This is a genomic window from Acinetobacter sp. ABJ_C4_1, from assembly GCF_044538495.1.
Lineage (GTDB): Bacteria > Pseudomonadota > Gammaproteobacteria > Pseudomonadales > Moraxellaceae > Acinetobacter > Acinetobacter nosocomialis_A.
Genome location: NZ_JBIUCQ010000006.1, coordinates 69,442 through 84,194, shown reverse-complemented (window position 1 = coordinate 84,194; position 14,753 = coordinate 69,442). Strand labels below are relative to the sequence as shown.

The window sequence follows — 14,753 nt, the reverse complement described above, 5'->3', positions numbered from 1 at the left end:
AGAACGTTATTCATTTATTTATAGGTTTATATGAATACAATTTTATTAATTCCTACAGGTGAAGGGGTTGGTTTAACCTCTGCCTGCTTAGGTATGATTTATGCACTTGATTGTAATGGGATTAAAGCAGGCTTTTTAAAACCATTTTCTCAGGTAGATCAAGAAAATTTAGACCGAACTACATCTTTATTTGGTCATTTATTTCAAGGTAAAACTGTTCAATCCATTTCTCATGAAAAGTTAACCCAACGCATTGCGTCAGGTGAAGTTGATGAACTACTTGAAGAAGCAGTAAGTCTTCATCGCAGTATTGCAGCCGACAATAATGTCATTATTGTTGAAGGTTTATTGCCAAATGGGCAAGATCATTTTGCCAGTGAGCTTAATGCAAGTCTTGCTCAAGCCCTCGATGCAGAAGTGGTTTTAGTGAGCACTGCTGACATTCAAAACCCACGTAAAACAGCCGAGAAAGTTGAAGCTCACTTGCGTCAGTTTGGCGGTGCAACTTCAAACCGAACAGCAGGTGTACTCTTTATGCGTACACGCGGGTTATCTGAGGAAACAGCTCAGATTCCTGTTGCGTTTGATCCATCGTTACGACCGACTGAAGACATCGCAAAATTTACGACAGAGCTGCAAAAATATAATCGCTACTTTGGATCGAACGATTTACCCATTATTGGTTTAGTGCCATTTAGTAATACCTTAAGTGTACCTAGAACTTTAGACATTGCGAACGTGATTGACGGTCAGTGGGTACATCAAGGCGAAGCAAAAACACGTCGTATTTTGCACTCAAGTTTGATTGCTTCAAGTATTGAATATGAACTAAATAAATTCATTGCTGGCGAGCTGATTATTAGTGCATCTGAACGTACCGACGTTTTACTTGCTGGTAGTTTGGCAACTAGTAATGGTATTCCACTGGCAGGCTTAGTACTAACTGAACGTGAAGCCCCTGCTCCTGAGCTTTTAGAGTTTTGCCAAAGCGCCATCAAACAAGGCTTACCAATTTTACATACCCGTTTAAACACACTGGAAACAGCACAGCGCTTATCTGATTTTGGTAATGAAATTCCAATCGATGACACCGAACGTGCCGAGCAAGTGACTCGTTTTGTTTCAAGTCATATCGATGTCGAATGGCTTAAACAGCACAGTAATAACGGTGCAACTCCACGCCTTTCTCCTTCTGCATTCCGTCATGAGTTAGTGCAAAAATCAATTGCAGCTAAAAAACGAATTGTGCTTCCAGAAGGCGATGAGCCACGTACTATTGAAGCAGCTGCTATTTGTCAGGCGCGTGGTATTGCACATTGTATTTTGCTAGCAAAACCAGATGCAGTTCAAGACGTTGCAAAAGCACGCGGTATTGAACTACCAGCTGACTTAGAAATTATTGATCCGGACAGCATTCGCAACCAATATGTTTCACCAATGGTTGAGCTTCGTAAGGGTAAACTCAACGAGTTACAAGCCAAAGATCAATTACAAGACACCGTAGTTCTCGGCACCATGATGCTGGCGCTAGATCATGTAGATGGTTTGGTTTCTGGTGCAGTTCACACTACAGCGAACACCGTGCGCCCTGCTTTTCAGCTTATTAAAACCGCACCGTCTTACTCACTGGTTTCATCCATATTTTTTATGCTTTTACCAGATGAAGTTTATGTTTACGGTGACTGTGCAATTAACCCAGACCCTACAGCCGACCAGCTTGCTGAAATCGCGATTCAGTCTGCTGACTCTGCAAAAGCGTTTGGAATTGACCCACGTATTGCCATGATCAGCTATTCAACTGGTACATCTGGCACTGGTGCTGATGTTGAAAAAGTACAGCAAGCAACTCAAATTGCACAGCAACGTCGCCCTGATTTACTGATTGATGGTCCACTCCAATACGATGCAGCTTCTGTTGAAAGTGTCGGACGCCAAAAGGCACCAGACTCACGTGTTGCTGGTCGTGCCAATGTATTTATTTTCCCAGACTTAAATACAGGTAACACGACCTATAAGGCAGTACAACGTGCAGCAAATGTAGTCAGCGTTGGACCAATGTTGCAAGGCCTCAACAAACCAGTCAATGACTTGTCTCGTGGTGCTTTAGTAGATGACATCGTCTTTACTATTGCCTTAACAGCAATTCAGGCTGAACAACAAGCTGCTGCCAAATAATTAATATCATTTAATCTTTTCTACCTCTCGCCATTTGATGTCCGCTCAAATGGCTTTTTTTATTCTCAAATAACTGCCTTAGCTGTTGGTTATTCTTAGTTTTAAATCACTTAGCATTGGTCTTATTCGACTTTCGGTCAAAAGATCAACCAATCCCCCACAAGATTGTCTTTTTGTCATATAATTTAGCCCGCTAGCTAACAGCCCGCTCAAGAGATTTTTTGGTATGACAACGATTATCAAACAAGATGACTTGATTACATCAATCAAGGACGCCCTACAGTTTATTTCGTACTATCACCCGCAAGACTTTATCCAAGCGATGAGCCGTGCTTATGATCGCGAAGAAAACAAAGCTGCAAAGGATGCAATTGCACAGATTTTAATTAACTCTCGCATGTGTGCGGAAGGTCATCGTCCAATTTGCCAAGATACTGGTATTGTTAACGTTTTCCTTGAAGTGGGCTTAGATGTTAAATTCGATTTAACAATGAGCTTAGACGATGCAGTAAATGAAGGTGTTCGCCAAGGTTACCTTGAAAACAGCAACGTTCTTCGTGCATCTGTACTTGCTGACCCTGCATTTGGTCGTAAAAATACAAAAGACAACACCCCTGCTGTTATTCACTACAAACTCGTACCGGGTAACAAAGTAGATATTACTGTTGCTGCTAAAGGTGGCGGTTCAGAAAACAAATCTAAGCTTGCAATGCTTAACCCATCTGACTCGATTGTTGACTGGGTACTTAAAACTGTTCCAACTATGGGTGCAGGCTGGTGTCCTCCAGGCATGCTCGGTATTGGTATTGGTGGTACTGCTGAAAAAGCCATGATGCTTGCTAAAGAAGCACTCATGGAAGAAATCAACATGGACGAATTACTTCGCCGTGGACCAGAAAACAAAATCGAAGAACTTCGTATCGAAATCTTTGAGAAAGTAAATGCTCTTGGTATTGGTGCACAAGGTCTTGGTGGTTTAACGACTGTTCTTGATATTAAAATCAAAGATTACCCATGTCATGCTGCTGGTAAACCAGTTGGTATGATTCCTAACTGTGCTGCGACTCGCCATGCTCACTTCCAGCTTGATGGTTCAGGCGTAGCTCATATTCAAGCACCAAAACTTGAAGACTACCCATCAGTAACTTGGGACTCTTCACAGTCTAAACGTGTAAACCTTGATACCATTACTCAAGAAGAAATGGATTCTTGGAAACCAGGCGATACATTACTTCTTAGCGGAACAATGTACACAGGTCGTGATGCTGCACACAAACGTATGGTTGAAATGATCGACAATGGTGAAGAATTACCAGTTGATCTTAAAGGTAAATTTATTTACTACGTTGGCCCTGTTGATCCAGTGGGTGATGAAGTCGTTGGTCCTGCTGGCCCTACAACTGCAACACGTATGGACAAATTCACACGTAAAGTACTCGAGCATACTGGTCTATTCGGTATGATTGGTAAAGCTGACCGTGGTCCAACAGCAATTGAAGCAATCAAAGACAACAAAGCAACTTACCTTATGGCAGTTGGCGGTGCAGCTTACCTTGTATCTAAAGCTGTTCGTGAAGCTGAAGTTGTTGCTTTTGCAGACTTAGGTATGGAAGCAATCTACAAATTTGTAGTTGAAGATATGCCTGTATCTGTAGCGGTTGATGTAAACGGTACATCAATTCACGCAGTGGCTCCAAAAATCTGGCAAGCGAAAATTGGAAAAATTCCAGTAATTGATGCCGCAGCAGGCTAATCAAGAAAAGCACCGGATTCGGTGCTTTTTTTATGCCTTTTAATATTTTTTGGAAATTGAAAAGAATTGTAACAATTGATTCACCAATCTGTGCTATTAATAAATACACCCACCCGCCATAAATTGCATATAGGTCATTTCATGACTATCCGCCCTATTCTTAAAAATCTCTCAATCAGTCTCTGCCTAAGCTGTATTACAACAAGCTTATTTGCTTCTCCTGCCAAATTAAGTTCAGTAAAAGAACTCATGCAAATGAGTCAAATTGATTATTTGCTTAAAGAATCAATTAATGAATTAACACCTTATTATGATCAACAAGCTGAACAGATCATCACTAATATTACGGGCATCAAAACTTTAGGCCCGAAAGAAAAAGAGGCAGCGAAAAAGTTAGGTTTACTTTTAAAAGATTCGAGTAACCAGCTCATTAGTAGCCCCAAAACTACACAAGCCTTACAAGATATTTATTTAAAGACATATACTGAAGAAGAAGTTCAGGCAAATCTGAAATTTTTAAAAACTCCAGAAGGCCAATCGATTACGCGTAAAAACGTACAGATTATGGGACAAATTTCAGAATATATGATGGAGCTGGGTCAACAAACCTTTAATGACCCTAAAGCACGTGATCACATGCAAGAAGAGATGCTTAAAATTATTGCGCCATTGATGAAGGATAAAGAAAAGTCTTAACTTTTCTTTATCCTTTGTAGGCCATTACCACGTTAAAGGGTTCCATAACTTAAATGGTTTAATCAGATGGACATCTGACTTCTCATCATATTTAGCTGGTTTTAGCTCTTGCGGTTTATGACGTATTTTTCCTGAAGTATCTTCAGCAACAAAATTGTAGCTAGAAGATTTAAGCTCAGTAAAAGCAATCTCTCTACGTCCAATATTGTCTTGCATTAACATAAATGGGCCAGTGTGTTCACCACGGTCCATTTTATTTTCTTCATCGTATTTTAAATAATAAGACGTTCCAGCATCGACCGTAATATCAATATATTTTGGCTCTTGGAAATGAATACCTAATAGAGGCCGACTTGCAGAAATACGATAACTTCCTGCTGGCAGTTCAATCCAGTAATAATGGTTATGCAATAAGCTTGGAATTCGTTTGCCATTTACAAACAAATTGATTGCTGCAATTTCCTGACGGTTCCATTTGGTATCTGGCCGATAGAGATAGACTACTGCTGCATGTTCATTTTGCGGTTTAATCGGTACAAATGTCTGACCTAGTTTTTGGTTGACCCAACCACCCATACTAAAGCCACCAACATGATATTGATCAAATACACCAGGTGCTTTATCAACATCAACTTTAGGTAACGTTGCAGTCAGCTCAGCTGGATTCTTTGCTAAGTGTGATGAACTTTGGCAACCCACAAGTAATGCGGTACAACTTAATGAAATAATTAAATAACGCATGACATCCCTCAAAGCGTTTTCTTTTGATTTTTCTATATCGCAAAACTATGCGTATTTTGTTTTTTTAGATTAACACCACCTACATGAATTGAAAACAAAAAAAGCATGAATCACAAGCGCGATTCATGCTTTTTAGATGAATGAAATCTAAGCAGACTTCGAATCAATTACTTTTAAATCTGCCTTAGCAACACTTTCATGAGTTGCTGTTTCTTTAGGCTGGCGTTCTGGCTTGTAAACAGGTTCAGCTTCACCATTAATGACTGCTTCATTAATGAAAACTGTTCCTACATCTGTACGACTTGGTAAGTCATACATTGTTTCAAGTAAAACATTTTCCAAAATCGAACGTAGACCACGAGCTCCAGTATTACGCTCAAGCGCTCGCTTAGCAACCGCACGTAAAGCAGAGTCTTCAAATACAAGGTCAACATTTTCCATGTTGAACAAGTATTGATATTGGCGTGTTAATGCATTTTTTGGTTCTGTCAAAATTTGCATTAATGCTTCTTCATCAAGCTCTTCTAGCGTTGCAATGACTGGTAAACGACCAATAAATTCTGGAATTAAACCAAATTTTACTAAGTCAGTTGGCTCAACTTGACGGAACAATTCAGCAATTTTCTTGCTTTCATCTTTTTTCTTCACGTCAGCTGTAAAGCCAATCCCGCCTTTCTCTTGGCGTTGTTGTACAATTTTTTCCAGTCCAGCAAATGCACCACCACAAATAAATAAGATATTTGAGGTATCAATTTGAATGAACTCTTGCTGCGGATGTTTACGTCCACCTTGCGGTGGAATTGAAGCTACAGTACCTTCAATCATCTTAAGCAATGCTTGTTGTACACCTTCACCAGAAACGTCACGAGTAATCGACGGATTTTCAGATTTACGTGTAATCTTGTCGATTTCATCGATATAGATAATGCCCTTTTGAGCTTTCTCTACATCGTAATCCGCTTTTTGCAAAAGCTTTTGTACAATATTTTCAACGTCTTCGCCGACATAACCCGCTTCAGTTAAAGTAGTCGCATCTGCCATAGCAAACGGAACATCTAACAAACGAGCCAATGTTTGAGCAAGTAATGTTTTACCTGAACCGGTAGGTCCAATCAGTAGAATGTTACTTTTAGCAATTTCCACATCTTTAGACACATGACCAGATTGCCCGACTTTCAAACGCTTATAATGGTTATAAACGGCAACAGATAATGTCTTTTTGGCAAGATCCTGACCAATCACATATTGATCAAGCGCAGCACGTATTTCATGTGGTTTTGGCAATGCCTTGCTCGCCCAGTCACCTGCTTCAACCTGTTGGCTGGTTTGTACAAGGTCTAAGCAGACATCTACACACTCATTACAAATATATGCGTCCTCGCCCGCAATCAGTTTCCCGACTTCAGACTGCGTTTTACCGCAAAATGAACAATGTTTTTGTCCTTGAGGATGTTCGGACATATTCTCTCCACAAATAGAATCTTAAATATGAGGGCAAGCGATAGGGTTAAATGACTATATGGAGGCGTTTTCTAACAACTCAAGCCATTTAATACTCCCTTATGGGCGCTTACTTAATACCTGATCGACTAAGCCATATTCTTTTGCTGCTTGTGCAGTCATAAAGTTATCACGGTCGGTATCACGAGCAATCGTGTCATAGTCTTGACCACTGTGTTCTGCCATCAAACGATTCAAGCGTTCTTTAATAAATAGAATTTCACGTGCGTGAATTTCAATGTCTGATGCCTGACCACGGAATCCACCTAATGGTTGGTGAATCATTACACGTGCATTTTCAAGGCAATAGCGTTTACCTTTAGCACCAGCATTTAATAAGAATGCGCCCATAGATGCAGCCTGCCCCATACAGTATGTCACTACATCAGGTTTGATAAATTGCATCGTGTCATAAATCGCCATACCAGCAGTGACTGAACCACCTGGCGAGTTAATATAAAGATGGATATCTTTATCTGGGTTTTCAGCTTCCAAGAACAACATTTGAGCAACAATCAAATTTGCCATGTTGTCTTCAACTTCACCAGTTAGAAAAATGACGCGCTCACGTAAAAGTCGTGAATAAATATCAAAAGAACGTTCGCCGCGAGAAGATTGTTCAACCACAACAGGAACTAAAGCATTTTCAATTGTTGGAACATACATACGTTATTTATTCCTAAATTTTTTTGTGACTTAACCTATGGCAACAATATGCGGGATAATTTCTCAAATTGCAAAAGGTTCGCACTGAAATATTATATTATTTATACCTAAGTACTTAAGACGTACTCAAATTGACCACATACCTAAAAATGAAAAAGGCGCCTAAAGCGCCTTTTCCTGACTTCTCAAAAGATTAGCCCATACGGCGAGCTTGTTGTTCTTTCAACAAGTCTTCGTAAGATACTGCTTTATCAGTCACTTTAGCAGCAGCTAAGATGTGATCAACAACTTGATCTTCTAATACAACAGCTTCGATTTGAGCACGTTGTTGAGCGTCGTTTTTGAAGTATTCGATCACTTCAGTTGGATCTTCATAAGAAGAAGCCATGTCGTCGATGTAAGCATCAACACGTGATTGATCAACTTCAAGTTTAGCATCAGCTAAAACTTTGCTTACTAATACGCCAAGTTTAACAGAACGCTCTGCTTGTTCTTTGAACAATTCGTCAGGAAGCATGCTCTTGTCAAAAGATTGAGCACCAGCACCACCAAATTGTTGAGTGAACTGTTGAACCATTTGTTGACGTTGACGGTCAATTTCTTGAGCAACCATTGCAGCTGGAACTTCAACTTCATTAGCAGCAACAAGAGCATCAAATGCAGCTTGTTTAACTTGGTTACGTAAACCATTGCGAACTTCACGTTCCATGTTTTTACGAACGTCAGCTTTTAATTTTTCAATGCCTTCTTCTTCAGAAACACCGAAGATTTTTAAGAATTCAGCATCAATCTCTGGAAGTTTAGGCTTTTCAACTTGCTTCACAGTGATTTTGAACTGAGCTGCTTTACCCGCTAAGTTTTCAGCTTGGTAATCTTCAGGGAAAGTTACATCAATAACTTTCTCTTCACCAGCTTTCATGCCAATGATGCCGTCTTCGAAGCCAGGAATCATACGGCCTGAACCTAACACAAGTTTAAAGTCTTCAGCAGAACCGCCTTCGAACTTCTCACCGTCGATAGAACCTTCAAAGTCAAAAGTCACTTGCATGTCTTTTTTCGCCATACCCTTGGTTACAGCCCAAGTTTGACGTTGCTTTTGCAAGTTTTCGATCATAGTGTCAACGTCAGCGTCTTTAATTTCAGCTGTTTTACGTTCAACTTCTAAGCCGTCAAATGCTTTTACTTCAACTTCAGGATAAACTTCTACAGTTGCTTCAAAAACTAAAGCATCTTCTTTATGTTCAACTTTCTCAATGTTCGGCATACCCACCGCATTGATTTTTTCTTGTTGAATTGCTTCGAATACGCTGTCACGAATGATGTCATTCACAACTTCTTGATAAATACTTGCACCGTATTCGCGACGAACAACGTTTGCAGGTACTTTGCCCGGACGGAAGCCGTTGATCTTCACAGTTTTGGCAGTGCGCTTCAAACGAGCTTCAAATTGCTCGTTAATACGGCTCGTCGGTACAGAAACATTTAAACGACGGGCAACGCCCGAAACCGCTTCAGTCGTTACTTGCATGGCTTCCTCGATAAAAATTAGTTAGTAGGAACAGTTTTTAAAAAAGTGCTGTATTATATGACAACTTTCAAGATATACAAAATTAACCGATCAGATCAGTAAATTGAAGGCCGTTTTTCCAGTAAATTTCACAATAATTTTATGATTTTTTAATTTTTTTTAATTCACCCTTAAGCCAAAGTAATTTTTTAGTTATTCTTCATAAATCTAAAATTACAATTAATTTATAGATTATTATCGGCTTTATAAACAGTTAAGAATAATCAATCAATTAGGGAACTTAAGACACAAAACCCTATTAAATCTTTCACATTTTCTTCACAATCCTATCGGCAAATCCAATTAACACAAACTGTACATATAAATAAGAATTATTATTATTCGCATAACGTTTTGTATTTAAGTCCTGAAAGTCATGTCATTGATTAGAACACGTAAAAAAATTGTTTCATCTGCAATCGCATCATCCCTTTCTATGATCGCAACAACTGCAATGGCACAAGAGTCACTTTCACAATTACCAACCATTCATACTAAAGCAACTCAAGAAGAATCTTTAAAGGTAGATCAATCAGCGAATGCAAAATTCGTTGCTCCCCTTTTAGATACTCCGAAATCAGTTTCAGTTATTTCAAAACAACTTATTGAAGATACAAAAGTAACGACATTATCTGATGCATTACGTACAGTTCCTGGTATTACTTTAGGTGCCGGTGAAGGTGGTAATCCAAATGGCGACCGACCTTTCATTCGTGGCTACAACTCAGAAAGTTCGATGTATGTAGACGGCGTTCGCAATGCAACTTCTCAAAACCGTGAAATGTTTGCTGTCGACCAAGTTGAAGTTATTAAAGGTTCTGCATCTGCTTTAGGTGGTGCGGGTGGTTCAGGCGGTAGTATCAACCTGATTACGAAAGTTGCGAAAAAAGGTGACTCTCTTGAAGGTTCTGTTGCCGGGGGCACAGATAACTATGCACGTGTTACTTTAGATGGCAATAAAGACTTCGGTAATGGAGTGGCTGCCCGTGTGATTGTGATGGGGCACCAAAATGACAAAGCTGGCCAAAGTAATGGTGCAGAATATAAACGCGCTGGTATCGCACCAAGTATTAGTTTCGGTTTAGATAGTGCTACCCGCGGAACACTGAGCTACTACTATTTAAAAACTGATGATACACCTGATTCTGGTGTGCCTTATCAATATGACGTCATTAAGAAAGCGACTGCTGGTAAACCGGTTGATGTTAAACAAGGTATTTATTACGGTTGGAAAGATCGCGATTTTCAAAAACAAGAAAACCAGATTGGTACACTTAAACTTGAACATGACTTCAACGATAACTTAACCCTCAGCAATACTGCTGTTTATGGTAAGTCTAAAAATAATTATTTATGGACTCAGCCAGATGACAGCCAAGGTAACATCGTTAATGGTAAGGTTTGGCGCCGTGTAAATACCAATATTACTGATACAGACAGCTTTACTGATCAATTATCCCTAAAAGGCAAGTTCAATACTGGTTCTCTTAAGCACAGCTTTAATATTGGTGCTGAATATAGCAAGCAAGAGTCAGATCGCGGCACAAACATCGTAACCGATCCAAATACTTCACAAATTGGTGGTAGCGGTGCAAATAATGCTTGTTCACTTGCTAACTCAAATGGCTGGTGTACTGACCTTAATAACCCTAATCCAAATGATGCATGGTTGGGTCGTATACAAGCAAACCCAAATGTTACCAACATTACATCTAAGACCCAGTCAATTTACGCATTAAACAACATTGAAATTACACCTCAATGGTTAATTGACTTAGGTGTACGTTGGGACAAATTTGATACTGATGTTAAATATAATAAGGACTCAGGCTCAGGTGCAACGCTTATTAAAGCAGGCACGAAATACAGCTCAAGCAATGACTTCTTTAACTATCAAGCAGGTATCACATTTAAGCCTGTTGAAAATGGTTCTATTTATTTGAGCTACGCAACGTCAGCTAACCCAGTCGGTGTAGATGCTGGTGATGGTTCAGAAGGAATTAGCGTTCCAAACCGTAATACAACCGATGAACAAGCAAGAGCTATTAATAACCTTAAGCCAGAAGAAGTTAAAACTTATGAGTTAGGTACAAAATGGGATGTACTAAATAACCGTTTAAACTTAACTGCTGCAATTTTCCGTACTGAAAAAACCAATACACGTGCTTTAGGCACTGATGGTTTCACAAGAAATATTGGTGAAACACGTGTTGACGGTATTGAATTAGGTGCGAACGGTAACATTACTGAAAAGTGGGCAGTCTCTGCTGGTTACACCTATTTAGATAGCGAAATCGTTGATGGTGGATATGCTAAAGATAGTAACGGTAACTATGTTCCAAGCCCAACAAACGGTAATCAAGTACAAAACGTAGCGAAAAACTCAGCGACACTTTGGACAACTTATAAAGTATTACCACAAGTGACAGTAGGTGCTGGTGCAGTCGCTATGGATAAAGTATTTGGAGATGCTGCAAATACTAAATATGTTCCTGGTTATGTTCGTTACGATGCTATGGCTCGTTATGACGTAAATAAAAATGTTAATTTACAGCTAAACCTAAACAACTTATCTGATAAGCGTTATTTCACTAAAGCTTATGCTTCTCACTATGCAACAGAAGCAGAAGGCCGTAGCGCAGTACTCGCAATTAACTTTAAATACTAAGTTCATTTAGAATCCCATAATATTTTTATGGTTTCTACTATAAAATGGCCTCTATTGTTAGAGGCTATTTTAATTTTCTACTATTATTACTCGCAGGTATCACCGTGCTCCACCATATTCCCAATGTATTGAGTAAAGAACAGGTCCAATATTTTCGTAATGAAATGGACAAAATTGAATGGGTCAATGGCAAAGTAACCGCTGGTACACTCTCTGCAACTGTAAAACGCAATCAGCAATTACCTGAAGATCATCCGCTTACTCAACATCTGAGCAATATTATTCTTGAGGCACTAGGCACTCACCCATTATTTTTATCTGCTGCAATACCACTTGATATTATCCCTCCCCTGTTTAATCGTTATGAAAATCAGGAGTCTTTTGGGTTTCATGTAGACAATTCTATCCGTCGCATACGTGGTACCAACGAACGGCTGAGAACCGATTTGTCATGTACTTTATTTTTAAGCGAACCTGAAGAATACGAAGGCGGTGATCTAGTTGTAGAAGACACTTATGGCTATCACGAAGTGAAACTCCCAGCAGGAGATATGATTTTATATCCATCTACCAGTTTGCATGAAGTGACGGCGATTACTTCTGGCTGTCGTATAGCTTCTTTTTTCTGGGTGCAAAGTATGGTGCGTGATGATGCCGAACGACATATGCTTTTTAACCTAGATCAAACAGTACAAAACCTAAGAATGCAGCTAGGTGACAATCATAGCGAAGTCATTAAACTGACCAACCTTTACCATAACTTGATGCGTAAGTGGGCTGAACTATAACTCTATTTATTTTTGCCTTATTTAGTCTAATTAATTATTTTTATCTCAATAAGGCAAAATAATGAAAATTATTTTCGATAAAATATAGAACAATGCAAAATTAGAAAATTATTTTCTGAACACTGAAATTAAAATGTGTATAAGACTTTTGCACAACGTGTAATCATTGTTTAGATGTGATATATCTAAACAATAAGCATATTAGCAAACCACCAAACTTACTATTACATGGTCTATAGATGAAAACGAATCACTTGTTTGCCCAGCCTACTCAAGCAAGACATCATCTTGAACTCCTGATGCTGCGCCTCGCGCGCGTATAAATTTTTGTCTGCATTTTAGAGCAGACCTTTTCAAATTCCCTTTAATTTTTCTGTATTAGATACCATATATAACTGTAGAACGTTGCCTTTTACATGATACCTAGAGCAACCGTGCTACGAGATAAGGAGTTTTCTCATGATGTTGGCTGACCCTAGCAAAAAATACCGTCGTATGTACCAGCGAGTCGATTTACCAGATCGCCAATGGCCAAATAACGAAATTACAAAAGCACCAATCTGGATGAGCACGGATTTACGTGATGGTAACCAAGCAATTTTTGAACCGATGAACATGGAACAAAAATTCAAAATGTTCAAAATGCTTGTAAAAATCGGTTTTAAACATATTGAAATCGGCTTCCCGTCTGCATCTCAAATTGACTTCGATTTTACCCGCATGCTAATCGAAGAAAATCATATTCCTGATGATGTGTACATTGAAGTATTGGTTCAGGCACGTGACCATTTAATTGAGCGTACTTTCGAAGCTTTAGCAGGTGCTAAGCGCGCAATTGTGCATATTTATAACTCGAACTCTCCAACCTTCCGTCAAAAGGTGTTGAATGTAGATGTAAATGGTGCAAAACAGTTGGCGATGAATGCTGCTCAAAAAGTGAAAGAGTATGCTGCGCAATATCCTCAAACTGACTGGATTTTCCAGTACAGCCCAGAATGTTTCTCTGCAACCGAATTAGAAGTTGCAAAAGATGTTTGTGATGCCGTCACAGAAATTTGGGATGCACGTCCAGATCATAAAGTGATTTTGAACTTACCTGCTACTGTCGAAGTTTCTACGCCAAATGTTTATGCAGACCAAATTGAATGGATGCATCGTAACTTGGCACGTCGTGATGGCGTGATTATTTCTGTTCACTGTCACAATGACCGCGGCTGTGGTATTGCTGCATCAGAACTTGCCATTATGGCCGGTGCTGACCGTGTTGAAGGTTGTGTGTTTGGTAATGGTGAACGTACAGGTAACGTTGACGTTGCTGCGATTGCATTGAACATGTACACCCAAGGTGTAGCGCCAGAGTTAGATTTCTCTAACATTAATGAAGTCATTGCAACGGTTGAAGAATGTACTGGCTTACCTGTACACCCTCGTCATCCATATGCAGGTGACTTGGTATTTACTGCATTCTCTGGTTCACATCAAGATGCGATCAAAAAAGGCTTTGAATACCAGAAAAACGAAGAAATCTGGGATATGCCTTACTTGCCAATCGATCCGAAAGACTTGGGCCGTGACTACGATGCTGTAATTCGTGTAAATAGCCAGTCTGGTAAAGGCGGTATCGCTTACTTATTAGAATCAAACTACAACGTTGTGTTGCCTCGTCGTTTACAAATCGAATTCAGCCAAGTTGTTCAACAATACGCTGATGAGAATGGTACAGAAATTAATGCCAAAGAAATCTGGACCTTGTTTAAAGACGCATATGTCGATGTGAAGAACCACCATTACACAGTCAAAAACTATAAATTATCTGACATAAATGGTACTCAAATCATTGAACTTGAGATCGACGTTGAAGGTGAAACTCAACAATTACGTGGCGAAGGTAATGGTCCTATCTCTGCATTCTTAAATGCACTTCAATTACCAATTGACGTATTGAACTATGAAGAACGTAGTATTAGTTCAGGTGCAAATGCCAAAGCATTAACCTTAATTGAACTTCAAGTGAAAGGTACTGGTAGAGGCTCGTTTGGTGCGGGTGTTCACGACAACACAGTCACCTCATCAATTGAAGCAATTATCGCATGTACCAACCGTTTGATTGATCAAGGTGTTTTAAGTACAGATCAGGTTGTTGCCGCCGCTGTTTAATTAAAAAAAAGACTTTGGAAAGGATACCTAGCTTGGTATCCT

The 14,753-nt window shown here is 39.4% G+C and carries 10 protein-coding genes; 6 read left to right on the top strand and 4 right to left on the bottom strand.

Features of this window, described 5'->3' with window-relative positions:
- Positions 1 to 30 precede the first annotated feature (30 nt).
- The 3 genes from pta to ACIF8R_RS09590 all read left to right on the top strand — a co-directional run bounded on the left by pta (position 31) and on the right by ACIF8R_RS09590 (position 4,624).
- Positions 31 to 2,175, top strand: coding sequence for a phosphate acetyltransferase (gene pta / locus ACIF8R_RS09600; protein WP_396480439.1), 2,145 nt, complete (start codon positions 31 to 33; stop codon positions 2,173 to 2,175).
- Between the two features lie 226 nt (positions 2,176 to 2,401).
- Positions 2,402 to 3,928, top strand: coding sequence for a fumarate hydratase (locus ACIF8R_RS09595; RefSeq protein WP_151794251.1), 1,527 nt, complete (start codon positions 2,402 to 2,404; stop codon positions 3,926 to 3,928).
- 141 nt (positions 3,929 to 4,069) lie between these two features.
- On the top strand, positions 4,070 to 4,624 hold the full coding sequence (locus ACIF8R_RS09590; protein ID WP_004710671.1) for a DUF2059 domain-containing protein: 555 nt from the start codon (positions 4,070 to 4,072) through the stop codon (positions 4,622 to 4,624).
- Positions 4,625 to 4,648: 24 nt separating this feature from the next.
- On the opposite strand, the gene ACIF8R_RS09585 is transcribed toward ACIF8R_RS09590, so the two are convergent.
- The 4 genes from ACIF8R_RS09585 to tig form a co-directional block, all read right to left on the bottom strand.
- On the bottom strand, positions 4,649 to 5,365 hold the full coding sequence (locus tag ACIF8R_RS09585; protein WP_396480437.1) for a DUF2846 domain-containing protein: 717 nt from the start codon (positions 5,363 to 5,365) through the stop codon (positions 4,649 to 4,651).
- 147 nt (positions 5,366 to 5,512) lie between these two features.
- Complete coding sequence (clpX, locus tag ACIF8R_RS09580) at positions 5,513 to 6,826, bottom strand: ATP-dependent Clp protease ATP-binding subunit ClpX (RefSeq protein WP_002053318.1); 1,314 nt, start codon at positions 6,824 to 6,826, stop codon at positions 5,513 to 5,515.
- Between the two features lie 99 nt (positions 6,827 to 6,925).
- Positions 6,926 to 7,531: an ATP-dependent Clp endopeptidase proteolytic subunit ClpP gene (gene clpP / locus ACIF8R_RS09575; protein WP_000289452.1), complete on the bottom strand. Its 606-nt coding sequence runs from the start codon at positions 7,529 to 7,531 to the stop codon at positions 6,926 to 6,928.
- Positions 7,532 to 7,724: 193 nt separating this feature from the next.
- Entirely contained in the window at positions 7,725 to 9,059 is a 1,335-nt protein-coding gene (tig, locus tag ACIF8R_RS09570) for a trigger factor (RefSeq protein WP_396480435.1), read from the bottom strand.
- A gap of 415 nt (positions 9,060 to 9,474) precedes the next feature.
- On the opposite strand from tig, the gene ACIF8R_RS09565 reads away from it, so the two are divergent.
- From ACIF8R_RS09565 to leuA, 3 genes are all read left to right on the top strand, one after another.
- A complete protein-coding gene (locus ACIF8R_RS09565) occupies positions 9,475 to 11,766 on the top strand; it encodes a TonB-dependent receptor (RefSeq protein WP_396480433.1) in 2,292 nt (763 codons plus the stop codon).
- Positions 11,767 to 11,870: 104 nt separating this feature from the next.
- Positions 11,871 to 12,554, top strand: a complete 684-nt coding sequence (locus ACIF8R_RS09560; protein ID WP_396480563.1) for a Fe2+-dependent dioxygenase — start codon at positions 11,871 to 11,873, stop codon at positions 12,552 to 12,554.
- A gap of 459 nt (positions 12,555 to 13,013) precedes the next feature.
- Positions 13,014 to 14,711 carry a 2-isopropylmalate synthase gene (leuA, locus tag ACIF8R_RS09555; RefSeq protein ID WP_396480431.1) on the top strand — a complete coding sequence of 566 codons (1,698 nt, stop codon included), beginning with the start codon at positions 13,014 to 13,016 and terminating at the stop codon, positions 14,709 to 14,711.
- The last annotated feature ends 42 nt before the right edge of the window (positions 14,712 to 14,753 follow it).

Coding starts and splice junctions, on each gene's coding strand:
- ACIF8R_RS09565 (WP_396480433.1), top strand. CDS start 9,475: ATGTCATTGATTAGAACACGTAAAAAAATTGTTTCATCTGCAATCGCA.
- ACIF8R_RS09590 (WP_004710671.1), top strand. CDS start 4,070: ATGACTATCCGCCCTATTCTTAAAAATCTCTCAATCAGTCTCTGCCTA.
- clpX (WP_002053318.1), bottom strand. CDS start 6,826: ATGTCCGAACATCCTCAAGGACAAAAACATTGTTCATTTTGCGGTAAA.
- leuA (WP_396480431.1), top strand. CDS start 13,014: ATGATGTTGGCTGACCCTAGCAAAAAATACCGTCGTATGTACCAGCGA.
- ACIF8R_RS09595 (WP_151794251.1), top strand. CDS start 2,402: ATGACAACGATTATCAAACAAGATGACTTGATTACATCAATCAAGGAC.
- ACIF8R_RS09585 (WP_396480437.1), bottom strand. CDS start 5,365: ATGCGTTATTTAATTATTTCATTAAGTTGTACCGCATTACTTGTGGGT.
- pta (WP_396480439.1), top strand. CDS start 31: ATGAATACAATTTTATTAATTCCTACAGGTGAAGGGGTTGGTTTAACC.
- tig (WP_396480435.1), bottom strand. CDS start 9,059: ATGCAAGTAACGACTGAAGCGGTTTCGGGCGTTGCCCGTCGTTTAAAT.
- clpP (WP_000289452.1), bottom strand. CDS start 7,531: ATGTATGTTCCAACAATTGAAAATGCTTTAGTTCCTGTTGTGGTTGAA.